This window comes from Stutzerimonas sp. KH-1 (assembly GCF_054483855.1).
Window position 1 is genome coordinate 4536880 of sequence record NZ_CM137011.1, and the last position, 23296, is coordinate 4560175.

The window sequence follows — 23296 nt, forward strand, 5'->3', positions numbered from 1 at the left end:
CATCTTCTGGTAAGGGTCAACCCTTTAATCTAAAGGTATCTACTAACCCAAGAGGGTAACAAATGAACCGCCCTGCTAAAGTAATCCTGCCGTTCTTTCTGGCCGCTGCTTCTTCGCTCGCTATGGCTGAAGACGGAGGGGAACTAACAATGCAGCGCCTTGAGAGTGCGTCAGTAACAAATCCCACCCTTAAAATACTTGTTAAAGAAGGTAAAGTGCTGAGCATAGCACCTGCAGGGACGACCGGTACGACCGGAATGATTCAGAGTTATAGAACTAACGGCAAAGTTCAAACGTACGAGATGAAGGTTAAGACCCCTGATGGGAAGATCCATACGGTTGAGTTTTTGAGCGCCCCGGTTGGTATAAACAACGGCTAACAGGCCAGTAAGCCCCAACGCCATTAATTTAATGCACGCGTCCTCGCTAATGCCAGCGAGAATTCCACAAGCCTCAACTTCCCGCCCATCACTGCAATTAGCCCGCAGTGATACGAGTTGTCGTTCGAGTGACTGCAGAGCGGTTATCTGCGACTTGACTTGAGAAATGTGTTCATCGAGCAAGGCATTAACGGCCGTACAAGGCTGGCGAGGGTCATCCTGGTAGCGTTGGAGTGCGTGAATCTCTGGAAGTGACAGATTCAGGATTCGGCAGCTCCGGATGAAGGCTAGCCGCTCGCCATGCTTCTCGGTGTAGACACGATAGCCGTTCGCCTGGCGATCAGGCGGTGGCAGCAAGCCCTGCTGCTCATAGAAGCGGATCGTCTGTGTATCAATCCCTATTAGCCTTGCTAATTGACCAATGCGCATCGTGTGAATCCTTATCGGCTCTGCATTATTGACCTTGTAGTAGCTATAGGGCTTTTAATGACCCCATCTTCGATTTCAAGTGGAGCCGTATCATGAGCAAGTCCGATGGTCCCTGCGGCTGCGATGCGACACCAGCCGCCGATGCCGGTGTGCAAAATCATTCCGATACGACGGGGCAATGGGTCAGTGTTTACGCCGTGCCCAAGATGGATTGTCCATCAGAAGAGCGAATGATCCGCTTGGCGCTGAATAGTTTGGACGGAATTCGGAAACTGACTTTTGATTTATCGGACCGTCGATTAGACGTCATGCATGACGGGGCCGTTGAGCCCATAACTACAAAGCTGGCGGCGTTAGGGCTAGGCGCCACACTTCAGAAAACCGTCACTGCAGACCCGGAGATGATTAAAGCCGTCGAGAATTCGGCGGAATCTACACAGGAGTCCCGCTCCCTACGTTTACTGTTAGGCATCAACGCCTTCATGTTCGTGGTAGAGATGACTGCTGGTCTGGTCGCCAGGTCCGCGGGTCTGATTGCCGACTCGCTCGACATGTTCGCTGACGCGGCAGTGTACGGCCTAGCCCTTTATGCGGTGGGGCGTAGCGTCAGCCTGCAGGTGCGTGCTGCACACCTTGCTGGTGTGCTCCAGCTGATTTTGGCTCTCGGCGTGCTCGTAGAGGTATTTAGACGCTTTGTATTCGGCAGCGAGCCCGAGTCGCTGATAATGATGGCCGTCGCATTCCTGGCATTGCTCGCCAACATGGGTTGTTTGCTGCTGATTTCCAAACACAGGGAAGGCGGGGCCCACATGAAAGCGAGCTGGATATTTTCCGCCAATGATGTGGTCATCAACGTGGGCGTCATAGTCGCCGGAGCGCTCGTCGCTTGGAGTGGATCCAACTACCCAGACCTGATTATCGGTACTGTTGTGGGATTCATCGTTCTCAACGGCGCTCGGCGTATTCTGGCGCTCAAGAGCTGAAGGAGCTCCCGTTACAGAAAAAGGGTGTCGTCATGCCTGTAAGCCATCCGGGTCTAGCGGCGACAGCTAGAACTGGCGACGCAGCTTTAGCCATTAACGGATGGTGGGTATTGCAGAACGTGGGCTGCAAAGTCCATCAGCGAGACGAAGCCGCACTGATCGGCTTTTCCTTCACGCTGTAGGTGGTAGCCCCGCATGCCTTGCCCAATTGGACCAAGCATATCGGCTTGCAACGTGTCACCGATCATTGCGATGGCGGAGGCTTCGCAGCCAAGCTGTTCGATCATCTGACGATAGATTGCAGGCTCAGGCTTTATTGCCCCAACCTCAAAGCTCCATCCGTAAACATCGAACGACGGCAGTAACAGTTTGGCTGGAATCGCATATGGGGCTGCGAGATTGGAGCACAACGCGAGCTTCAGGCCGGCGTTCTTTAGCTGATTTAGCGACTCCAACGCATCATCGAAAAGGCGAACGCTGGCCAGCTCGGTGAAAAGGTCGCTTTCAAGGCTAGCTAACTCAGAGTTGCTCAACTGCGCACCGAAATAATCGGCAGCTCCAGCCAAACCCAGATTTCGAGTCATCAGAGTCCGTGCGTCATCCGGCCTTGGTGTTCTGCCCTGAAGCCGCAGGTGCTGCATCAGTTGGCGGAAAGGATGGCGACGCTCATCTATCTGGAGAAGCGTGCCAAACACATCGAAAACTACTGCTTGTATCATGCCAGTACCACTACCGTTGGAGGCGAACCGACCACCCGAAGAGCGATGCCGCCCCTCAGTTTTCTGAACTGGATTTCTTCAGAGGTGGCACGAAGAAGATGGGTCTTTGCGGGGGCGCTATCAGGATATCTGTCGACTTGATGCTTGTGCCTTTTCGACGCCTTGTTTTGCCGTTCTTGTCGACCGCCAGCAGATCACCGGTCGCGACAGCAATGTCGAGTGCCTGCTTTACGCGAAGCTCGTCAGCCATGGTGTAGTTGGTCAATCCGCTCATCAGACCCAAAAAAGGTTGCCGTTCTACCTCCCATAGGCCCGCTATCCCTAGCAGCCGCCCATCGGCACGGGAAATTCGAGTAGGAATAGCCTTGCCTGTTCGCCAGTCGGGCTCATAGATCGCCACCGCAGGGATGATGCAGTGCTGTGCCTTCTTCCATGCCTCCCTGAATGACCGCTTGACCGAGGCCGTCTCAGAACGGGCGTTGTAGGTGGACCGTGCCAGCTTTTTGTCGGCCCAGAAGGGCAGGAGCCCAAACACTCCCACCTCAGCTTCAAATGGCAACACGGCGTCATCGTACGGGTCGACATTGCGAGGCTTGCGCAGGAACGGCCCGGCATAACCTGGCCACAATTCGAGCTTCTCCTGAGCGTCGAACTCGACACCAAACTCTTCTTGGAGACGCTCTGGGGTAGGGGCTTCGTAACGACTGCACATAACACACCTCTCATTCGTCACTGTGCTGCTCGGTGTTGCGGCCCGCAACGCCTTGGCGAGTGGGATCTATGATTAGGACAATCTCTCGCGGCACCCCGCTTACTGAGTACATCCTTATACTGAACGCCTGCCTCCGACGATGGTGAATGCATGTCGATAGATCAGCCCCTCCCTTTCTGGCGCAGAGCAGGAACATTTCTATGGGACTCAGTGCGTGAGGACTGTGGGTATCCTGCAACGCTCATGAAGCTGATTAAGGAAACTCTGAAGAAGACTTCCTGATTTGGCAAAATGCCCAGACTCTCCACCCGCCCGAGTTTCCGATGAAGCAGATGACCTTCGCCGACGCCGAGTACGCCGGTAAGCGCAAGCAGACCCGCAAGGAATTGTTCCTGATCGAGATGGATCGGGTTGTGCCATGGAAGGGTTTGATTGCCTTGATCGAGCCGTATTACCCCAAGGGCGAAGGCGGCCGACCCGCCTATCCGCTGATGGCGATGCTGCGCGTACATCTGATGCAAAACTGGTTCGGCTACAGCGATCCGGCGATGGAGGAAGCGCTGTACGAGACCACCATCCTGCGTCAGTTCGCCGGGTTGAGACTGGAGCGCATTCCGGACGAGACCACCATCCTCAATTTCCGCCGGCTGCTGGAGAAGCGTGAGTTGGCGGCCGGTATCCTTGGCGTGATCAATGGCTACCTGGGAGATCGCGGCCTGTCGCTGCGCCAAGGCACCATCGTCGATGCCACGCTGATCAATGCGCCGAGTTCGACCAAGAACAAGGACGGCAAACGCGACCCGGAGATGCACCAGACCAAGAAGGGTAACCAATATTACTTCGGCATGAAGGCCCACATCGGAGTGGATGATGAGTCGGGTCTGGTACACAGCGTAGTCGGTACGCCAGCCAACGTGGCGGATGTCACTCAGGTCGACAAGTTACTGCACGGCGACGAAAACGTCGTTTGCGCCGATGCCGGCTACACGGGCGTCGAAAAGCGCTCCGAACATGAAGGCCGGGCGGTGATCTGGCAGGTCGCGGCACGCCGCAGCACTTACAAGAAGCTTGGCAAGAGCAGCCCGCTCTACAAAGCCAAGCGCAAGGTCGAGAAGGCCAAGGCGCAGGTGCGGGCGAAGGTCGAGCACCCGTTTCGGGTGATCAAGCGCCAGTTTGGTTACACCAAAGTTCGCTTTCGAGGGCTGGTGAAGAACACGGCGCAGTTAGTGACGCTGTTCGCCCTGTCGAACCTGTGGATGGCGCGCCGACATTTACTGGCGAATACAGGAGAGGTGCGCCTGTAATGTGGGAAATGGCCGGCGCGAGGTGCTCGCGGCGGCTAAAAATCCAGAAAAAATGGATGATTCGATCGTTTTTTAGACGAATCGCCGCTTTTAAAATTGGCAGGGCTGAAGTCAGCCAGAAATACGTGACTACTTCAGACCATCCTTAAGAGCCCAGTCAAACTTAATTCGCCCATCCAGGAAACAGCAAAAGGTATTGGCGCAGGAGCGGTTGTTAGGTGGCACGACTTCGGATCTCTTATTTATGAGCGCGGGATATATCGCGACAAGCTGAATGGATGGACCCACTGCCGCACCTATGGTCGGTATGGCTCGACTAGCATCGAATGCGCCCCACTATTGCGCGTTGGCAGCGAGATGCAGATCCAACGGTGGCGGTGCGATATCCAACAGGTAGATGGCTTCTCCGCGTCGAAATCCGAACTCAAGGAGTTCGCCACCATGGATGACATGGTGGTAAGGAACTCACCCGAGATGATCGACGAGATATCTCCGGCGAAGCTGGCGAAGAATCTGGCCTGGGATGAAATTCGGATCATCAGCCACGTCGATCACGATTATTTCGCCACTTGGGCTTGGGACGGACGCGTCTTTCTGATGAACTCCGGCGGTTCGCATCACTTCGCAGCTGCCAAGTACATCGCGGCGCGGCTTGAACAGCCGGTTGAGCTGACCGGAACCTATAAGATCTACGGGTTATGTGAGCAGGCTATAACAGAACTCAGGCGTGAATACGGCATGTTCGTGTTGTCGCATGAGCCTGATGCTTGGTTGGGGTTCAACGAAGCTATGGCTCGCTTCAAGGCAACGTATTATTGGAAGACATTGCCCCGCCCGCACAACCACCAGCGTTGCGCAATTTTTTTACCGCTAAAGGAGAAGCGCTCTGCCATGGTTGCGAGGATTCTCAAGGAAAACAATTTCCAGGACCTAGGCGCTTACTTGGCTGGCCTAGCTGCCCAGTCACAAGCGGTCATCAACAAAGTCAATCCGCCATAATTAGGGTAGTCCAGACCTCAGCGCAACTATCCAATGATAGCTAGTGATCATCCTGACTCTCACAAAGTTTGAGATTGGGATTATCCAGCATCTCAGTTGTGAATACGTCGCCGGGTTTTTTGAGCATATAACCCTTCAGTGTTTTCGTTTTACGAGGTCCAAAGACTTCGCACGTCCAGATGTTATGTCCGTTGCTCTTCTTAACGTGAAGCTTCAGCTTTTCGAACGACTTTTGGACCTGCAGCCATGGCTGTCCTTCGCCAGCCCTCGCTGAGAAGAGGGTCGGATGCTCTTGGGCATACCTTCTGAATATTTCAGGAGTCACCAGAAAAGCCGTGCCGTTGACGGTGTGAACCTTGGCTTTTGCATCATTGATAATGATCTTGTGGGTTCCTACACCCACTTTTAGCCAGTGCATGAAAAGGTGACCTAGCGTGTCGCCGATCGGGCCAGCGATGGTAGCGGTCGCGGCAGTGTCTGACTGAGCTTCGACCTCGGACGCCGCCGGCATCGCCGGGGCGGGTACCGAATTGGTCGGCGCGTCACGCATATCCATCAGATCCAGAAGGTAGTCCGTATCATCTACCTCATCGGGTTGCGGTCCATGGTCACTTGCGGGTTCGTCCCCTTGAGGCTCTGCCGCAACGGCATCGCCGCCCCCGGCAGTAAGGCTGGGCTTTTCCTCCTGCGCTTCGGAAGCTGCGGCAGGGGCTGCTTCTTCGTTGAGGACTTGCACCGAGCCGCCAAAAGGCTCCGGGCGGTCTTCGCCAGCTGCCCATATGAGTGAAGGTGAAACTCTCAAGAACGTGAATGCGTTCTTCCATCCCGTAGGGCTCAGGATTTCGGCATCCCAAATAGCTTTGCCAGCAGGATTCGCAACAATCAGGCCGTTATCCTGAAAGACATTGAAGAGAGTGGAGTTGCGGTCCGGAACACCCTCAATCCCTTGGCTGAGGAGGTGAGCACGCAGCCGATCCGAAACGGTCTTGCTGACCAGCCAGATCGCATCGGCCGTGATCCAGCCATCGGAAGCGTCTGGCTGATTCAACTTGAGCTCGTTCTTCACCAGGTAGCGCAGCCCATCGAGGAGCTGACGCTGAAGAGTGTTACGCGGTGCTGCCACAGCTCTGTCTGGATTGCCGCCAAGCTCATGGGCGACCGACGCCTGGTCAGACCTTACAACGATGTCCCCAAGAACCCCAGCGTGCTCAAACTGGCCAGCCAGTACGTACAGCAAAGCACCCCAGAGCTCTGGATTGGATGAGATCCATCCGATACCATTCAATCAATGTACCCATAGAACGCATACGCGGAATTCGTGTGTGCGTTGATTCGTGAGCGGCAGAGAGAGGGCATTCATTGGTGAAGCAGCGCTGCGGGGTTTAAGAGTGCTCAGCGAGCCTGCTCGAAGAGCCGGCGCCGTGCTGAAGCACGTGAACCGAAACGCCGCTCTGGCCCGGTAGCTGCCAGTCGTCACCGGCGGCAATCGGCCAAATGCTGCCTCCGGCAGCTACCGACCAAAGCCTCCACAGAATTCCATCCAAATACTCATTGGCGCCTAGCCCACGGGGCAAACAGGGCGCGCAGCAGGCGGGATAAGAACTTGGGTACATCAATCTCGGCGATCAGCAGAGCTGAAAAGATGAGAGCTGCACCGGCCAGGGTTCTTCCATCCAAGGTTTCGCCAAGGAGCATCGCTCCCGCGAATGCTGCGAAGATGGGCTCGAACAGGTAGGTCAGGGCTACTTTTTCTTCTTCGAGATACTTCTGCGCAGCACTCTGAACCGCGTACATGAAGGCTGTGGCGAGCAACGCGCAGAACAGAACTCCTTCCCAGAAGGAGGAATCCATTGGGGCCCATTCGGCCCTAGCGTCGAAAAGTGCAGCAAAAAGGTATCCAGTAGCGCAGGTAGCCAGCGCAATGATGACCGTAAGCATCGAGTCGTACTTATGCGAGAAGAAGCCAACCGTGAGCACATATGCGGCAAAAAAGACTGCACAGCACATGATCCAGATGTCACCTGGATTCAGAGTAAGCCCGGCCCTCGTAACGATCAGATAGAGCCCTGTCAGCGCGACGGCGCAGCAGAGCCAGATTCGAGGCTCGACGCGCTTCCGAAAGAGAGCCCACTTGAAGACCGGGATGAGCAATACATCCAGGCCAGTGATGAAGGCGGTGTTGGTGATGCTGGTGTGCTGAAGCCCGACAGTCTGGAAAATGTTACCCAAACACAAGGGTAGACCTATGGCCACGCCGGCCAGGAGCGTTTCTTTGTTGATCAGTTTCAGCCGTCTGAAAAAGATCACGCAAAGCACTAGCGTAGCGAGTGCGAACTTGTACCCCAGGAATACGAAGGGTGACCCGTCCGCAACACCCACTTTGGTGAAGGCAAACGAAATCCCCCAGAACGCGGTTCCGAGGATTAACAGGCATAGATATGTCTGACGAACAGGCATGCGAAAACCATCCATTCAAATTGGAGTGGTTAGAGCATGCGGAGAGGCCGCAAGAAAGCCCGAGTTTGCCTTCAATCTCTTCTCTAACGTTAAGGCAAGTCGGTAAAGCGCTTTCATCTGCCGCTATTAATCAATCTGGGGCAGCAGGCTGTCAACAGGTGCTACAAACCAGTCTGCAGCAAGCTGCCATCGACAGATGGCTACAACATGGCACCCGATGCACTGTCGCCAGCTTCCGCTTCTGGCCGTAAGCGGAAGCGGTGCTATCTGCCCCTAAGAGGTGTGTTCAAGCTCGTCGTTTGAGCTTTAGCGAATTTCCCTGGCTCACTTTTCTAAACTGACGACTCACCGTCGCGCGAGCCCATACAGTGGCGGGCCTGAAAGCAAAGCTCGCACTTGATTTAGGTTGTCACCAACGGTCATTGAAGCGAAATGCCTTTATACCAGCGGCTGGGCGATCCTATTGATAAGTTCCGGCCCATCATTCCGCACGTTCCCGACGTCCTTACCCACCGGATGCCACTCGAATTCCTCGACGCATAAACCATGCGCCAGTGCTAGCTCCTCAGCCTTGAGCGGCAAAAGCTCCTGCTGCATCCAGAGCGCAGCGTACTCTGGCGATAGAACCAGAGGACGCCGATCGTGAATATCGAGCATGCCGGCAGCGCTAGATGACGTAATGACAACAAAGCCGTCGCCGTCTCGGGGTTCCAGCGAGGCGCCTCGCTGAAACCGCCCGAGCGCAGCGAAAAACATCGGCTCGCCGCTACGGAGCGTGATGTAGTAGGGCTGCTTGATCTTCGGGTTGGCCGCGTCCTTCTTCCACTCGTACCAACCATCAGCGGGCACTATTGCGCGGCCGGTTTGCCAGATATCGCGAAAGAACTTGCTAGTCGCGGCCGTTTCCACCCTGGCATTTATCGCTGGTGGTCGCTTCCCCTGTGCCCACAATGGGGCGTAACCCCACTTGACCGGCTCCATGCGCAGGCCATCATCGTCCTGGTGCAGGAGCTGAACCAGTGATTGCGGACACACGTTGTAGCGTCCGATTGGCTCAGGATTCACGCTGCCACGCAATGGCAAGGGCAGCTGCATCGCGATCTTGTCCAGGTACTCATAGGCGATTCGGTACTGAGCGAAACGTCCACACATGGGTGCCCCCGCACATCTGGTTCAATTGACCGGACTCTAGCTTCAGAATACTGTATATGCATACAGTTATGAGGTCTGTGCCATGCCCATCCATATGTTGGGACCTGCTGCTCCCGCCACAATTGCACTGCCGTTTTTCAGTTTCTGCGTGCCCGCCGGATTCCCGAGCCCAGCGCAGGACCACATGGAGGGGAGCATCTCGCTCGACGAGCTGATGAACATCCGAGCTCCGCATACCTACCTGGCGCGCGCAGACGGGGAGAGCATGATCCAGGTCGGCATTTTCGACCGAGACATTCTGATCATCGACCGGGGACGGGAGGCAGAAAAAGGGGAGGTGATCATCGCAGCGCTGAATAACGAGCCTCTGGTCAAGATTTTCGACCGAGCCGGCAGCCAGGTCATTCTGCGCTCGGCTAATCCGAAGTTCCCGCCGCGGTACCTCCTCGAAAGCGAAGAACTCTACGTATGGGGCGTGGTGTCATACAGCATCCGAATCCATGGCAAGTACTGAGCGGGCCATCGCCCTCATTGATTGCAACTCGTTCTACGCCAGCTGCGAGCGTGTCTTTCGACCAGACTTGCGCCGTACGCCTATCGTCGTGCTTTCGAACAATGACGGCTGCGTGATCGCGCGCTCGGCCGAGGCAAAGCAGCTCGGTATCAAAATGGGCGTGCCGTATTTTCAGATCCGGCGCGACCTGGAGCGTTGGGGCGTTGGGGTGTTTTCCAGCAATTACGCGCTGTACGGCGACATGAGCGAGCGCGTCATGACGGTCATCGAGAGCCTGGTGCCTGCGGTTGAGGTGTACTCAATCGACGAGTCGTTTGCCGACCTTACCGGTGTGCCAGACGTCGAAGTGCTCGGCAGGCGGATCCGCGCTGAGGTACTGCGCAGCACAGGTATCCCGGTCGGGGTGGGCATTGGGGGGACCAAGACGCTCGCCAAGTTGGCGAACCATTCAGCGAAGCGCTGGCAGAAGCAGACGGGTGGGGTAGTGGACCTTCTCGACCCGGTGCGGCGCGACAAGGTGCTGCGCGTGACTGACGTCGGCGATGTATGGGGTGTCGGTCGCCGGATGACCGAGCACCTGAACAGGTTGGGCATACGTACTGCTTGGGATCTAGCTAGCGCGGATGCCTGGACCCTGCGCAAAAAATTCAGCGTGGTCATCGAGAAAACCGCACGCGAACTGCGCGGGACGCCGTGCCTCGATCTGGAGGAGGTCGCGTCACCCAAACAGGAGATCTGCTGCTCGCGGATGTTCGGCAAGCGCCTGCGCGAGCTTGAGCCAATCAAGGACGCAGTGGCGGCATATGCCGCTCGGGCCAGCGAGAAGCTGAGGGCACAGCAGTCCATGTGCAAGCGCGTCCGAATCAGCATCCGTACCGGCATGTTTAATCCCGACGAGCCCAAGTTCGCGAAAGGCGTCGTGTGTGAGCTGCCGTATCCCACCAACGACACCCGCTACATCATCCGGGCGGCGATCGCTGGGTTGGAACACATCTATCGCGATGGCTTTTCGTTCAGCAAGGCAGAGGTCCTGCTGATGGACCTCTGCCAGCGCGGCGAGTACACCGACGATCTATTCGCCCAAACCCAGCCCGCCGCGTCGGAGCGCGTTATGGGCGTGCTCGATGCAATCAACGCCAAGTGGGGCCGCAATACCCTCCGGCCCGGCCGCGTAACCACCGCGCCGGACTGGGGCATGCGACGGGAGATGATGAGCCAAAGTTTCACGACCAGGCTGGATCAGTTGTGGGTGGTGCGGTGCAACTAGGCGAGTGCATGCGAGGACCGATGAATTCCAGGTACTGGTTGTAGTGCGATCGCTTGCATCCGTTGACCGCTGAAAGCGTAAAGAAAAAGCCAGGCAGTGCCTGGCTCTTGTGTTGGTCGGATAGCTTACTGAAGCCAACCCTCTACCTTTTCGGCGCCGTGCTTTTCTTTCCAAGCTTTCAAAATCTTATGATTGCCACCCTTCGTCTCTACCACCTCTCCAGTTTCTGGGTTTTTGTAAACCTTAACTTGGCGCTGCCGACGAGGCGCTTGAGACGTCGGGGTGGCGCTGATGCTGGTGCGGCTGGGCTGCGGATCCAATATTGAAATAATTTCGCGCAGGCCTACGTCATATTGCCCCATCAAATTGCGGAGTTTTTCCTCGAACTCGATTTCGCGCTTGAGTTTGTCGTCATTCTTAAGAGCATCAAGCTGCTTGAGCTGGGCTGCGAGCTGGGCTTCTAGAGCTTTGAATTCGGCGAGTTTGGACATGGGTAACCTTCGGAGAACGAAACTGCTTTGTGTGTCTCAGTCTACCGCTTGGGCACGGAGGGAGAAAACTAAGGACCGACCGATTTCGTGAGTAATTCAGTCATCGAGAAGGCTGGTACAGGGATGGCGCTGCGGAGTGTTTGTCAGCCAGAGAGGTGCGTACTTCCTGACATATGAAGTGGTGGGTTAGCAAAATGGGAGGTGACCAAGCGGCGGCCGTTGCATAGAAACGTCGCGCATCCCGTAGAGGAAGCGGACGTGAGCAGGCTTCTTCTGCTTTAGCAGAGGTAGCCATGCATAGCATCGAAATTGGAGCTAGCCATTTACCTGCGGCAAATGAAGAAAGCTGCCTTTTTTGACAACAATGGCAGCCGCTTCGCGAAGGCAGTTGATCATTTTGGTCTTATTGCTCGGTCTCGCTCCACATTCGTTTCGCTTACCTGCAAACGCCCAAAATGCTCAACTGCCCCATACTTGAAGGTTTCAAGTATGGGGCGCGGGGGCATACTTGAAGGAACGCTTCGCTGCTTCAAGTATGCCCCCGCAATTTTGTTGTCAAATCATAGCCGCCAGGCGTTGCCTGGCCGAAATGGCGATTGTGCACAGACGTGAGCTGCGCCATTCGCGGGCGCTGCCGCCCCGGCCTCAATCATAAGCCCGATCACTGCGGCACACTTGTCTTACGACCGCCATGTCACATGACTCGAGTGCTGCAGTCTCGCCGTGTCACTCGTAGGGCTTGCGGCAGTTAGTGAGTGTCGATGCGCCGGGTGACCGTGCCGTGTGTCTGTCACAGTGGCGTTATGAAGCGGTGTCCGGTCTGATGCCAAAGCGCCCACGCTTCAACTGAAATTTGTGTGGCAGCAGCCGACTGTCACGGAATTCTCGTCGCAGCGGATGCAAGTTCTTCGATGGTGGACTGTGCTCAGCGATAGGGCGTGCCAACCGTCGCCGCAAGCGATGCCCGGAGTTGCGTGAAAATTCGGTTTCTTTCCTGTTGTGTTCAGAACGAAAAAGGCCGCAGATTGGCTGCGGCCTTTTATTCATCCTGTCTCATAATCATCTCCAGGCGATGATTGTTTTGAACGCTACGCGCTAGCAAGGCTTTTGCTTAGTTCTCCTTCCTCGCTTTCCGCGTCCGGCTTGGTTTGCGAGCAGCTTTTTAAAATGCTCCCAGCGGATCTGCTCGGTCTGTGCGTTGTATGTCAGTCCCCGTTCCATCTGCTCCAGTAATCTCAGACTCAGTGGCTGCTCCAGGTAATGGTCTGCTGTGACTTCTGGTGCACCACCCTCATGGCCGAGCAGATAGGCGATCGTGGATGGAGATATGCCTGACCGTTCCAGCCGAACGGCAAACGAGCGACGGAGACTTTTAAAATTGAGCCCGCCATTAACCGCCGGCGGACAGTGCTGACCGATGTATCCTGTACCCGTGCACGGCCCGCAGAAAAACCGACTTGGGTCGCGGGAGTATAGGTGCTTTGGATCGAAGCTCAGCTCGTTGAAAAGCAGAGCGTCATTGCCATCGGCCTGGCGCCGTTCTTCTACGAAATTTAGAAAGCCCATCTCCACTAGCTTCGAGCAGATTGGAATCTGCCGAGCCGACGGCCCCGTCTTCAACGACTTGTTGTAGCCATTATCGTTGATATCGATAAGGTCTACGCCGTGGACATCCTGGATCACATCATGCACACGTAGCTGGCAGAGCTCGTTAAGCCGCGCGCCGGTATAGAGCCCAAGCGGGAGCAACCAAAACCGATAGGGCTTGGCGTCCTGGTTGATTTTCGGCAGGTCGCCTGCGAGATACTTTCTGTAGGGCCAGCCTGAGAACATCTGATTCAGATTGCTATCCAGAAATGGCTTGGTGATTTCGGCGTGTTTTGTATTGCAGGTCGCGACTTTGATCGCCTCGGTAATCAGCTTGCTCTCAAGTGCTTCGTCCAGCATTCGATTGAACAACTGATAGTAGGTCGTGAGGTTTGCGCCTTTGCTACCCGACGCAGCGTTCTGCTTGAGTAACGACGGTAGCTGATCCTTCAGACGCTGTACGTCGGCCCGATCAAGCTCAGCAACTCGGCGGGTAGGATTATCTTGCGTCAGAGCGATTTTTAGTTTCTCCATCCGCGCTCGAAGCATGTGCTCGGATTTCCCTGCGTAATTGTTTTCTCGCAGAAAGCGGGACAGCGTTATGTCCATGAACTCGGTAAGCAAAGGAGAAGACTGAAAGCGGTTTATCGCATCCGTAATCGCTGAAATGTTTGCCAACGCGATTCGCAAGTGTTCTTCATGGCCGGGTTCGACGATAAGACTCAGGCCTTTGTAAAAAGGAATGGAGAGGGGGGCAGTTACATTCATATATACCTCACAGTGGGTGAGGCTTGAGATTATTACTGGATGGATAAACAGTCAAGATAATCTATTAGGATTTACCATGCGATAGTTTTTATTGACAACTTGTCAATAATCGCAAGATGAGCAAAAGGTAAGAGCGAGCCCCTACCTTTTATTAGCTGAATATTATGCGTACGTTTTCCAGTGTCGCTTAGCAACCCGCACGCTGGGGAAGGGGGTGCCAACCGGGCGACCGACATTGAAAACGCCCTGGCGTTCTCGTAACTCTTGATAGTGCCGGTAATGGATGTGTCCCAGCCCTAGCCCGAAATCGAGCTTGTCGAGCTCGTCTTTGAGCACGTCAGACGGATAGCAGTCGCCGTACCCACCGGTGGTACTTTTATCCGAGTGGCCTACAAGCGCTTTGGCTTTCGCCAGGTCAAGGTTCTGTCTGCGAAATTGATTGATAAAGGTGTGGCGCAGACCGTGGTACGTCAGGCCGTCATCTCCCAGGCCGCAAAGCCCAAGGTAACCCCGGCTAATCTGGCTTGAGCCGAGAAACCAACGGCTCGCAACATGCCCGGGAGAAAGGTCGCCGTATACCCGAATATTGTCGAAAAGCGGAGCCTTGCCGTCTCGCTCGACAGCTTCCAGGCGTGCTTGATGAAACTCCAGGAAGCCCGACTCGATAAGCTGCCGGTGAATCGGCACCAACCTTTCCGAATCGGACGTCTTCAGCTGTTTCGACCCGCTTCGATTGATGCTGATGAGCCAGACGCCGAGTTCTTGCCGAATGTCTTCGAGCCGTAGCTGGCACAGCTCACTTAGCCTTGCGCCTGTAAAAAGGCCAAGCAGCGGCAGCCAAAACTTGTAGTCATCCAAGCGCCAGCGCGGCGGCGTGGTCAGTGTGTAGGCCGGACCGTGAAGAAGTTTCTCGATCTGGCTTGGGCTATACGTGCGCTTCCTCGGCGCCTCGGCTCCTTTGGTGCTGAATGCCAATCCGGCCGCGATATTTTCGGTGATGTAACCCTGATCATGAGCGTAGGTGACAAGGGCCCTTGCCAGCTCAAAAAACTTTTTCGCAGTGCGAGGGTTGATTGGCTCGAACTTACCGTCGCTAATGATCTTACTTAGCGGCTGGTTACGCGTGGCACGGAGGCGATGCCGGTTCTTCGGATAGCTACGCAGATGATCGCGTAGCGTGTTGAATTCAGCGCGAGTCAGCGTCTCGACTTGCCGGTGCCCGCCAAGCAGCTCGCACAGGCCTTCCAGGCGGGCCTTTGCGGTAATGCGAGTCCGCGGGTTAGCCCAGGCGCCTTCACGAATTTGCCGTTCTTCGTATTCCTTTACCAAAGCTGCGAGGCTCAACCCTGCGTTTGAACCACGCGCCGGCGAGACAATGCGATCGTTGACGGAGGGTTGCGTAAAGAGGGTTTCAAGCTTGGCTTTCTGCGCGTCGGGCAGAACGCTCCCGAGCGCATTCAGCAACGCGAGCGTGCCTGGATCCTGTGGCGGTGCCACAGCATCTGTCGGCGAGTTCAGCTCCGGAATCGTCTGCATAGGCTCGGCGGTTGCAGCAGAACCCAACATCCGCCGAACCAGGTCACCGATTTCCTGCATGGCTTGGGCGTAAGGATCTTGGTGATCGTCTTCCTGAAAGTAACGCAACAGCACCTTATCAACCTTCTGCAGCGTATACGTCAGCATGAGGACCGCAATGATGATGGAGCTAGTGAGCAGCTCAACCCGAAAGCTTTTCTTTTCTCTCAGATGCGCTTTCATGCACAGCGGATCGAGTTCGATAAGCATCACATAAAGCCCGGACTCTTCCTGCATCAGGAACGCACGATCAATGATGCGCAGCTTCAAATGCATCGCGTTGGCTTGTTGAAGATGAAAATGCAAAGCTTGCCGAGACTGCGGTAGTGCTGGGGGGATGTGCATGAGATTCCGACCCTGGTCTGGGCGGGCATGGCACAGGTATTCATAAAGCGTCATCGCTGCAAACGCAGGAGATTCTTTCGAGTAGCGACCTGGAGAGGGTGGGACAGTCTCAAGCACATCAAGGGCGGCGTAAATGTACCGGGCAGCGTCGCTGGCGACGTTGTGATTGCAGGTTCCGAGCGGCCAGTCGAAGCGTACGAACCCAACGCCAAGCGCTTTTACCAGTGCGGGCGTTGGTGTCAGTGCGAAGAAAATTTCGCCCCCTGGCTCGTGGCTATAGAGCACTACACGCTCGGCACTCTCTTTCATCATGCGAGCGTCGGCGACCGAAAGGTCTTGGTTCGCGAGCTTCATGGGCGACGGGCGGACTTTCCAAACTCGGTCGGCGAATTTAAGTGCTTCCGCTACCGCAAGGTGAAACCTTTGGAGGTCAACCAGCAGGCGGTCAGAAAAGAGCTCGACGTAGTGCTCGGTTGCCTTGGCAAGGAACTGCTCGAAAGAAGCATTCAGGTACTTAGCGAGATCGCGGGCTAGGGCTTCGTCGTGACTTAGCGCCCACCGGATTTGCGCGGGCAGCTTGGGGTTGGCTGCGAAATGCTTTGGGAAAGTCAGGTAGTACTGGAAGCCGGTTTTGGCTTGATAGACGAGGTGCGGAACACCTGTTTTGCTTTGGCGCTGGGACATGATGGCATACCTTTTGGATTCACAGACGGACTGTGAGTAATCCAATGCCATCAAATCTGGTCTGAAACCCGCGTTCTAGACGGGTTTCAGTGTTGAATTGGTGGAGCCGGGGGGATTTGAACCCCCGTCCGCCAGCTCTCCGCTATTGGTTCTACATGCTTAGCCAGATCTACTGAGTTAACTCCGCGCCGCCCGATTGGCAGGGTGCTTGGAGCGAGCTGTATGAGATTTAGCCGTTACGTCTACAGCGAACTTGGCGGCGATCCTGTTCTATCTGACGGTCATTTCGGGTTTACAGGCATCCCCTAGTGACCGCTGGAGCCGAAGCTACCAGATGAAGGTTAGGCGGCTAGCGCGTACCCTTCGTAGTTGTCGTCGTTGGCAACTATAAGTTTGCAACAGTTTATTTACGAGTTCTGTTACCAACTCGGCATGCCCCTCAAGTTTCGTTACCGGCGTCGAATCCTAATCGGCCCCTGGTGCAGCTTGTGGTGCTGGGCGCGAGTGTACGGCGATCTCTCTGCGCTGTCGATCATTTTGTAGCCATGCTGGTTGCAAAATGTACAGCTTGGCAGCGGCAGGATCGCTCGCACGATCCCGCCGGCCTGGCTTAGTTGCCGGCGCCGGAACCGGAGCCGCTGGTACCGCCGCTACCGGTGCTGCCCGGGCCTTTCAGCTCTTGCAGTGCCTTGGTGGAGTGCGCGATGCAGGCCTCTGTATCGCCGGATTGCTGGGCTTGGCGAGCCTGTTTTACGTACTCGTCGACTTGACTCTTGGCCGGCTCACCCAGGGTGGCGGTGTTGGCGGCCATGTTGTCGTCAATTTCCTGCAGGTTGAGCTGACACAGGTCGTCTTGGGCGAAGACGGCGGGGCTGGCGAGCAGTACCGCGGATGCGAGCAGTGCATGAACTTTCATTGTGGGTCCTCCAGTCTTGTGGACTTCCCGGGCCTGCCTGAGAACTGCTGAAACGGCGGCGCCGAGTCGAATCGAACCCGTCAGGGGCTCTAAAAATCCGACTGCGATTGCGCAAGAGCGTTCATCGAAGCGACACAAACGAAACGGCCCCGCTCCGCTGAGCGGGGCCGTAACGCTGGTGCTAGAGAGGCTGGCCGGCAGTTTTACGACGCGTTACACGATCCACAAGATAGACCAGGCCGTGATAGTCGATCTCGCCATGACGTGACAGGCCGATCTCGCAGGTGCGGCTGGTGGAGATGCCTTCCTCGCAGATCTGCACGGCGTTCTTCAGGCTGCGCAGTGCGTGCTCGTTCAGCTCCGGTGTGGTGAAGCCCTTGTCGCCGGCGAAGCCGCAGCAGTGGATGCCTTCCGGTATGACCACCTCGTTTGCGCAGCGGCGGGCGATATCGATCAGCGCCTGCGCCTCTCCCAGGTGCTGGGTGCTGCAGGTGACATGCACGGCGATCGGCTTGTCCTGCGGGACGAAGTCCAGCTTGTCGAGTAGATGCGTGCGGATGAAGCGCACCGGGTCGTACATGTCGAGGCGTTGATCGGTCAGGCCCTGGACCAGGCGCAGGGTGCAGGGGCTGGTGTCGCAGTAGATCGGGTCGAGCCCGCCGCGACTGGCCTTGAGCAGCGCGTCGAGCATTTCCTGGCGCTTGCGTTCGCCCTGCTCGGCGTAGCCCTTGGAGGCGAACGGCTGGCCGCAGCACAGGTCGTTCAGCTGTTCGGGGAAGATCACCTGGTAGCCGGCCTTTTCCAGCAGGCTGCGGGTCTTGTCGAGCAGCGGCTCCTGTTCCTGATCGCGCGCGGCCGGACCCATGGCGCGGGTGACGCAGGCGGCGAGGTAGACGACCCGAGGGCGCTCGTCGGTGGGCGGCGCCTTGGGCAGGTTCAAACGTTGCAGTGGCTGCGGCGTAGCCGGCGTCCACTGGGGCACGCGGCCCTTGCTGGCGCGGGTCATGGTCGCCGACAGCTTGGCCAGGTTGCGCGTGCCCATGATCAGGTGTGCGCCGTTGGCCACATGCAGCATGAAGCGGGTGCCTTGCACGGCGGTGGCGAAATGCTCGGCCAGCCAGTTGGCGGTACCGGTTTTGCTTGCCTCACGGCCGCGCAGCTTGCGTACCAGATCGCCGGTGTTGATGCCGACGGGGCAGCGCTGGGCGCAGAGGCCGGTGGCCGCGCAGGTGTCGACGCCGTGGTAGTGGTAGAGCCGCTCGATTTCCGTGGTGTCGACACCGGCGCGCTTGCGCGCCTGGATATAGCGCCAGATGACGATACGCTGGCGTGGCGTCAGGGTCAGCCCGTTGGATGGGCAGACCGGCTCGCAGAAGCCGCACTCGATGCACTTGTCGACGATCTCGTCGGCGGCCGGCATCGGCTTGAGGTTCTTCAGGTGGATGTCCGGGTCTTCGGAGAGCACCACGTCCGGATTGAGGATGCCGGTGGGGTCGAGCAGGCGCTTGATCTTCCACATCAGCGCGTAGGCCTCGCTGCCCCATTCCAGCTCGACGAAGGGCGCCATGTTGCGCCCGGTGCCGTGCTCGGCCTTGAGTGCGCCGCCGAACTCGACAGCCACCAGCTGCGCCACTTCGCCCATGAAAGCCTCGTATCGGGCGACCTGCGCCGGATCGTCGAAGCCCTGGGTGAAGACGAAGTGCAGGTTGCCTTCCAGCGCGTGGCCGAAGAGGATCGCCTCGTCGTAGCGGTGCTTGTCGAGCAACTCGATCAGCCGATTGACGCCCTCGGCCAGACGCTCGACCGGGAAGGTCACGTCCTCGATGATCACCGTGGTGCCGGTCTGGCGTACGGCGCCGACTGCCGGGAACGTGTCCTTGCGGATCTTCCACAGCTGGTTGTAAACGACCGGGTCCTCGCTGAAATCGACCTGCTTTTCCACCGGGAAGTGCGCGATGGAGGCCATGATCTGGTTGATCTGCTCGTGCAGTAGGGTCTGGGTTGCGGCGCGCGATTCGATCAAGAGCGCGCAGGCGGTCGGCGACAGTTCCTTCACCCACTCGGGCATGCCGGCCTTGTGCTCGACCGAGCGCAGGCTGCGCCGGTCGAGCAGCTCCACGGCGGACACCGGCTGCTGCTTGAGCACCGGCACGGCGAGGCAGCAGGTTTCCACGTCGGGGAACACGACCAGCGCGCTGGCCTTGTGCGGATGGTCCGGCACGGTGTCGTAGGTCACCGCGCTGATGAAGCCCAGCGTGCCTTCGGAACCGACCATCAGGTGGTTGAGGATATCCAGCGGCTCGTCGTGGTCGACCAGCGCATTGAGCGAGAAACCGGTGGTGTTCTTCAGCCGGTACTTGTGGCGGATCTTTGCCGCCAGTTCGGCGTTGGCGCGGGTTTCGCGGCCCAGCTCGGCCAGTTGCTCGAGCAGGGCGGCATGGCTCTGGCGGAACGCGGCGACGCTGGCGGCATCCTCGCTGTCGACCACGGTGCCGTCGGCCAGCACGACGCGCAGGCCGGCGAGGGTTTTGTAGGTGTTCTGCGCCGTGCCGCAACACATGCCGCTGGAGTTGTTGGCGACGATGCCGCCGATCTTCGCCGCGTTGATCGAGGCCGGGTCGGGGCCGATCTTGCGCTGGAAGGGTGCGAGCACGGCGTTGGCGTTGGCGCCGATCACGCCCGGTTGCAGGCGGATCTGCTCTCCGCCGTTGCGAATCTCGCGGCCGTTCCAGTTGTCGCCGAGCACGATCAGTACCGAGTCGCTGATCGCCTGGCCGGACAGGCTGGTACCGGCGGCGCGGAAGGTCACCGGCACGTTCTCGGCATGCGCCAGCTTGAGCAGCCTGACCACTTCGGCTTCGGTTTCGACGCGTACCACCAGCTTGGGTACCAGCCGGTAGAAGCTGGCGTCGGTGCCGAAGGCGAGGGTGGAAAGCGGGTCGTCGAAGCGGCGCTCGACCGGGATCAGGCGCTCGACTTCACGGAGAAACGCCGCCGGCAAGGGCGCACGTTCGAGCTGGGCGGCCGCGTTCATGCGTCCTCCAGGATCAGCAGGACCAGATCTTTCGGCCCGTGGGCGCCATACGCCAGCACCTGTTCGATGTCGGCGGTTTTCGACGGGCCGGAGACCAGCAGGGCATTGGTCGGCATGCCGGCGGCCCACTGGAACTTCTGCTGGATCTCGTAGAAGTTGTCGTGGATTTCGCTGGCCTTGAGGATGGCGAAATGCACCGGCGGCACCAGGCTCATCAGGCGTGGTTCCTCGCGGGTCGGCCACATGATCAGGCTGCCGGTGGAGGCGATGGCGCCGAGGGTGCCGGTGAGGCTGGCTGGGGTGTCGTTGAACAGCTCGTCCTTCCAGTCCTCGACCGAGCGGTCGTAGGCCTTCAACGTGGGCAGACCTTCACGACCGGCGCAATGCGCGGTGAAGCGCTGGCCGTACGGTGTGGTCGGGGCGATCAGCAGGCTCGGCAGCTGGCGATCGTGCAGCAGCTGTTCGAGCAGGGCGGGCCAATCGGCGTCCGTGGTCAGGTGAATCTCGGTGTGCACCGCTTCCATCAGCTGACGCAGGCGGGCGATGCGCTGCTCCGGCGCGTAGCTCCAGGGCTGGGTCACCAGCGACTCGTCGTAGTCATCGACGATCGGCGTGGTGCCTTCCAGGCTTTTCTTCAGCTTGGCGAGAATGTTGGCCTTGGCGCTCATCGCTTGCCCTCCAGGTGTTCCTTGGCCAGCTCGTGCAGCGAGCGGGCAGCCGGTTTCGGTGCGCTGTGGTTCTGCGTCCAGGGGCCGATGTTCGATGGCGTCAGGGCGCGCAGGCGTGTGGCGAAGAAACCGAACAGGCGGTACAGCGTCGGGCTGGTGTTGAGCAGGCGCCAGCCGGCCCAGATCAGCCGTTCCTGCCTGGAGTACTTGCTGCCCTGGCCGCGCATGACCTTGTGCGGATCGTCCGGCGCCTTGACGTTTTCCTCGCGCAGGCGGCGCAGGAGGGTCGGAATCGGAATCTTCACCGGGCAGACTTCGCCGCAGGCGCCGCACAGCGACGAGGCGCTGGGGTGATCCGGCACCTTGTCCAGGCCGACCATGTGCGGGGTGATGATCTTGCCGATCGGCCCGGGATAGACCTCGCCGTAGGTGTGGCCGCCGACGCGGGTGTACACCGGGCAGTGGTTCATGCAGGCGCCGCAGCGGATGCAGTTCAGCGTTTGGCGCAGCTCGCTGTCGGCGAAGGCCTGGCTGCGGCCGTTGTCCAGCAGGATCAGGTGCACTTCCTGCGGGCCGTCGAGCTCGTGCGCCTTGCGCGGGCCGGAGATCATGTTGACGTAGGTGGTGATCGGCTGGCCCAGCGCCGAGCGGGTCAGCAGCGAGAGCAGCGGGACCACGTCGCGCAGGTTCTCCACCACCTTTTCGATGCCCGTGACGGCGATATGCACCGGCGGTACGGTGGTGCTCATGCGGCCGTTGCCTTCGTTCTCCACCAGCAGCAGGGTACCGGTCTCGGCCACCGCGAAGTTCACCCCGGAGACGCCGATATCGGCCTCGAAGAACTTCTGCCGCAGCGTGCGGCGGCCGATCTGAATGAGTTGGTCGACGTCCTTGGTGTACTCCACGCCGAGCTTCTCGTGGAACAGGGACGCGACCTGGCCGGCGTTCTTGTGGATTGCCGGCATGATGATATGGGAAGGCTTTTCGTGATCGAGCTGGACGATGTACTCGCCCATGTCCGATTCCAGGCATTCGATGCCATGGCCGTCGAGGAAATGGTTCATCTCCATCTCTTCGCTGACCATCGATTTGCCCTTGATCACTTGTCGCGCCTCGTGAGCGCGGGCGATCTCGAGGACGATGTTGTTCGCCTCGTCTACCGTCTCCGCCCAGTGCACTTTCACACCGTTGCGGGTCAGGTTGGCTTCCAGCCGCTCGAGCAGTTCGGGCAGCTTGGACAGTGCGCGGGCGCGGATATGGTTGCCCATCTCGCGCAGCCGCTCGCGTTCGTCGGCATCGCTGAAGGCCGCGGCGCGCTTGGTCATCAGCGAGTCCATGGCGGTGCGGAAGTTGCGCCGCAGCTGCTCGTCCTTCAGCGACTTGCGGGCACGGGCGCGGAAATCCGGGTCGCCGGCGTTTTCGATCTGAATCGCGGGAATACGCTGTTCGGCGTTCATCGGGCACCTCCGGTGCGTTGCCAGAGGAAGCTCGCCAGGTGCTGGCCGCGCAGGGCTTCACGCTGCTTTTCCAGTGAGCCGTTGATGTTCATCAGGCAGCCGCAGTCGGCGCTGACCACCTGGTGCGCGCCGGATTCCTTCAGCGCACGGGTCTTGTCCAGCACCATGGCGCCGGAGATATCGGGCATGCGCACGCTGAAGGTGCCGCCGAAGCCGCAGCATTCGCTCTCGTGGTCATGCTCGACGCGCTCGACCTGGCCCAGCTGGGCGAGCAGGGCGCGGCCGTGCAGATGGGTATTCATCTCGCGGCGGGCCGAGCAGGAGGTGTGCAGGGCGACCTTGGTCGGCGTGCCGGCATCCTTGAACTCGACCTTGCAGACATTGAGCAGGAACTCGGCCAGCTCGAAGGTGCGCTCGGCCAGCGCCTGGGCCTTCTTCAGCGTGGCCGGCTCGTCCTTGAACAGGTCCAGATAGTGGTGGCGCAGCATGCCGGCGCAGGAACCGGAAGGGACGACCACCGGCCAGTCGTTGGCGAACAGCTCCAGCTGCGCGCGGGCGACCTCTCGCGCCTCGTCGGTATAGCCGGTGGTGTAGGCCGGCTGGCCGCAGCAGGTCTGGCCCTGCGGGTAGTGCACGGTCAATCCTTCGCGTTCGAGCAGGTGGATGGCATCCAGGCCAGCCTCGGGATAGAACAGATCCACCACGCAGGTACCGAACAGGTAAACCTGGCTCGGCTTGGCAGGATATTCGCGTGGTTTGGGCAGCGGCGGCGCGACGCGGGTGGCGTTCGGCGCGGCGTTGTAGAAGAGTTCTCTCATCGGCTTGGTCTCCGGGTGGGCCCGGTTATCCGCAAAC

At 58.3% G+C, this 23296-nt stretch carries 19 protein-coding genes, 1 other RNA gene and 1 pseudogene; 6 read left to right on the forward strand and 15 right to left on the reverse strand.

Translation table 11 applies throughout. From position 1 onward, the window contains the following. Positions 1 to 62 precede the first annotated feature (62 nt). Positions 63 to 380, forward strand: a complete 318-nt coding sequence (locus tag ACX1DW_RS21615) for a co-regulatory protein PtrA N-terminal domain-containing protein (protein WP_019405735.1) — start codon at positions 63 to 65, stop codon at positions 378 to 380. 42 nt (positions 381 to 422) lie between these two features. Here the strand turns inward: ACX1DW_RS21615 and cadR are convergent. Continuing rightward, positions 423 to 809 (reverse strand): annotated as a pseudogene (cadR, locus tag ACX1DW_RS21620) (Cd(II)/Pb(II)-responsive transcriptional regulator); the annotation flags it as partial. Positions 810 to 901: 92 nt separating this feature from the next. On the opposite strand from cadR, the gene ACX1DW_RS21625 reads away from it, so the two are divergent. Beyond that, on the forward strand, positions 902 to 1792 hold the full coding sequence (locus tag ACX1DW_RS21625) for a cation transporter (RefSeq protein WP_011914454.1): 891 nt from the start codon (positions 902 to 904) through the stop codon (positions 1790 to 1792). Positions 1793 to 1878: 86 nt separating this feature from the next. Here ACX1DW_RS21625 and ACX1DW_RS21630 read toward each other — a convergent pair whose 3' ends face one another. Continuing rightward, the gene (locus ACX1DW_RS21630) at positions 1879 to 2511 is read right to left on the reverse strand and encodes an HAD family hydrolase (RefSeq protein ID WP_011914453.1); all 633 of its coding nucleotides are present in this window, start codon (positions 2509 to 2511) and stop codon (positions 1879 to 1881) included. 55 nt (positions 2512 to 2566) lie between these two features. Then, complete coding sequence (locus tag ACX1DW_RS21635) at positions 2567 to 3223, reverse strand: SOS response-associated peptidase family protein (RefSeq protein WP_011914452.1); 657 nt, start codon at positions 3221 to 3223, stop codon at positions 2567 to 2569. Positions 3224 to 3546: 323 nt separating this feature from the next. On the opposite strand from ACX1DW_RS21635, the gene ACX1DW_RS21640 reads away from it, so the two are divergent. Further along, positions 3547 to 4527 (forward strand): IS5-like element ISAch1 family transposase, encoded by a 981-nt coding sequence (locus ACX1DW_RS21640; RefSeq protein WP_014819624.1) that lies wholly within the window; start codon positions 3547 to 3549, stop codon positions 4525 to 4527. Positions 4528 to 4884: 357 nt separating this feature from the next. Continuing rightward, positions 4885 to 5526: a DUF6685 family protein gene (locus ACX1DW_RS21645; protein WP_017246259.1), complete on the forward strand. Its 642-nt coding sequence runs from the start codon at positions 4885 to 4887 to the stop codon at positions 5524 to 5526. Positions 5527 to 5566: 40 nt separating this feature from the next. Here the strand turns inward: ACX1DW_RS21645 and ACX1DW_RS21650 are convergent, their stop codons facing one another. The 3 genes from ACX1DW_RS21650 to ACX1DW_RS21660 all read right to left on the reverse strand — a co-directional run bounded on the left by ACX1DW_RS21650 (position 5567) and on the right by ACX1DW_RS21660 (position 9135). Further along, on the reverse strand, positions 5567 to 6811 hold the full coding sequence (locus ACX1DW_RS21650; RefSeq protein ID WP_079328581.1) for a helicase/relaxase domain-containing protein: 1245 nt from the start codon (positions 6809 to 6811) through the stop codon (positions 5567 to 5569). A 263-nt stretch (positions 6812 to 7074) separates the two neighbouring features. Continuing rightward, a complete protein-coding gene (locus ACX1DW_RS21655) occupies positions 7075 to 7983 on the reverse strand; it encodes a DMT family transporter (RefSeq protein ID WP_019406364.1) in 909 nt (302 codons plus the stop codon). Between the two features lie 438 nt (positions 7984 to 8421). Next, on the reverse strand, positions 8422 to 9135 hold the full coding sequence (locus tag ACX1DW_RS21660) for an SOS response-associated peptidase family protein (RefSeq protein ID WP_011914413.1): 714 nt from the start codon (positions 9133 to 9135) through the stop codon (positions 8422 to 8424). 82 nt (positions 9136 to 9217) lie between these two features. On the opposite strand from ACX1DW_RS21660, the gene ACX1DW_RS21665 reads away from it, so the two are divergent. Next, positions 9218 to 9649: a LexA family protein gene (locus ACX1DW_RS21665; RefSeq protein WP_458992360.1), complete on the forward strand. Its 432-nt coding sequence runs from the start codon at positions 9218 to 9220 to the stop codon at positions 9647 to 9649. After that, a complete protein-coding gene (umuC, locus tag ACX1DW_RS21670; protein WP_458992361.1) occupies positions 9636 to 10916 on the forward strand; it encodes a translesion error-prone DNA polymerase V subunit UmuC in 1281 nt (426 codons plus the stop codon). Before ACX1DW_RS21665 ends, umuC begins: the two co-directional genes overlap by 14 nt. Positions 10917 to 11041: 125 nt before the next feature. On the opposite strand, the gene ACX1DW_RS21675 is transcribed toward umuC, so the two are convergent. The 9 genes from ACX1DW_RS21675 to ACX1DW_RS21715 form a co-directional block, all read right to left on the reverse strand. Further along, positions 11042 to 11407 carry a histone-like nucleoid-structuring protein, MvaT/MvaU family gene (locus tag ACX1DW_RS21675; RefSeq protein WP_017243953.1) on the reverse strand — a complete coding sequence of 122 codons (366 nt, stop codon included), beginning with the start codon at positions 11405 to 11407 and terminating at the stop codon, positions 11042 to 11044. Positions 11408 to 12502: 1095 nt separating this feature from the next. Then, positions 12503 to 13762, reverse strand: a complete 1260-nt coding sequence (locus tag ACX1DW_RS21680) for a site-specific integrase (RefSeq protein ID WP_011914403.1) — start codon at positions 13760 to 13762, stop codon at positions 12503 to 12505. 162 nt (positions 13763 to 13924) lie between these two features. Next, positions 13925 to 16366, reverse strand: coding sequence for a site-specific integrase (locus ACX1DW_RS21685; protein WP_243364923.1), 2442 nt, complete (start codon positions 16364 to 16366; stop codon positions 13925 to 13927). A 98-nt stretch (positions 16367 to 16464) separates the two neighbouring features. Next, positions 16465 to 16843: a transfer-messenger RNA gene (gene ssrA, locus ACX1DW_RS21690) on the reverse strand. A gap of 133 nt (positions 16844 to 16976) precedes the next feature. Further along, positions 16977 to 17282: a hypothetical protein gene (locus tag ACX1DW_RS21695; protein WP_102838562.1), complete on the reverse strand. Its 306-nt coding sequence runs from the start codon at positions 17280 to 17282 to the stop codon at positions 16977 to 16979. A gap of 181 nt (positions 17283 to 17463) precedes the next feature. Further along, positions 17464 to 20316 carry an FAD-binding and (Fe-S)-binding domain-containing protein gene (locus tag ACX1DW_RS21700; RefSeq protein WP_458992362.1) on the reverse strand — a complete coding sequence of 951 codons (2853 nt, stop codon included), beginning with the start codon at positions 20314 to 20316 and terminating at the stop codon, positions 17464 to 17466. Further along, positions 20313 to 20984 carry a LutC/YkgG family protein gene (locus ACX1DW_RS21705; protein ID WP_458992363.1) on the reverse strand — a complete coding sequence of 224 codons (672 nt, stop codon included), beginning with the start codon at positions 20982 to 20984 and terminating at the stop codon, positions 20313 to 20315. Before ACX1DW_RS21705 ends, ACX1DW_RS21700 begins: the two co-directional genes overlap by 4 nt. Further along, positions 20981 to 22441 carry a LutB/LldF family L-lactate oxidation iron-sulfur protein gene (locus tag ACX1DW_RS21710; protein WP_125866924.1) on the reverse strand — a complete coding sequence of 487 codons (1461 nt, stop codon included), beginning with the start codon at positions 22439 to 22441 and terminating at the stop codon, positions 20981 to 20983. The genes ACX1DW_RS21705 and ACX1DW_RS21710 overlap by 4 nt, the downstream gene beginning before the upstream one ends. Next, the gene (locus ACX1DW_RS21715) at positions 22438 to 23259 is read right to left on the reverse strand and encodes a (Fe-S)-binding protein (RefSeq protein WP_458992364.1); all 822 of its coding nucleotides are present in this window, start codon (positions 23257 to 23259) and stop codon (positions 22438 to 22440) included. Before ACX1DW_RS21715 ends, ACX1DW_RS21710 begins: the two co-directional genes overlap by 4 nt. Positions 23260 to 23296 lie beyond the last annotated feature (37 nt).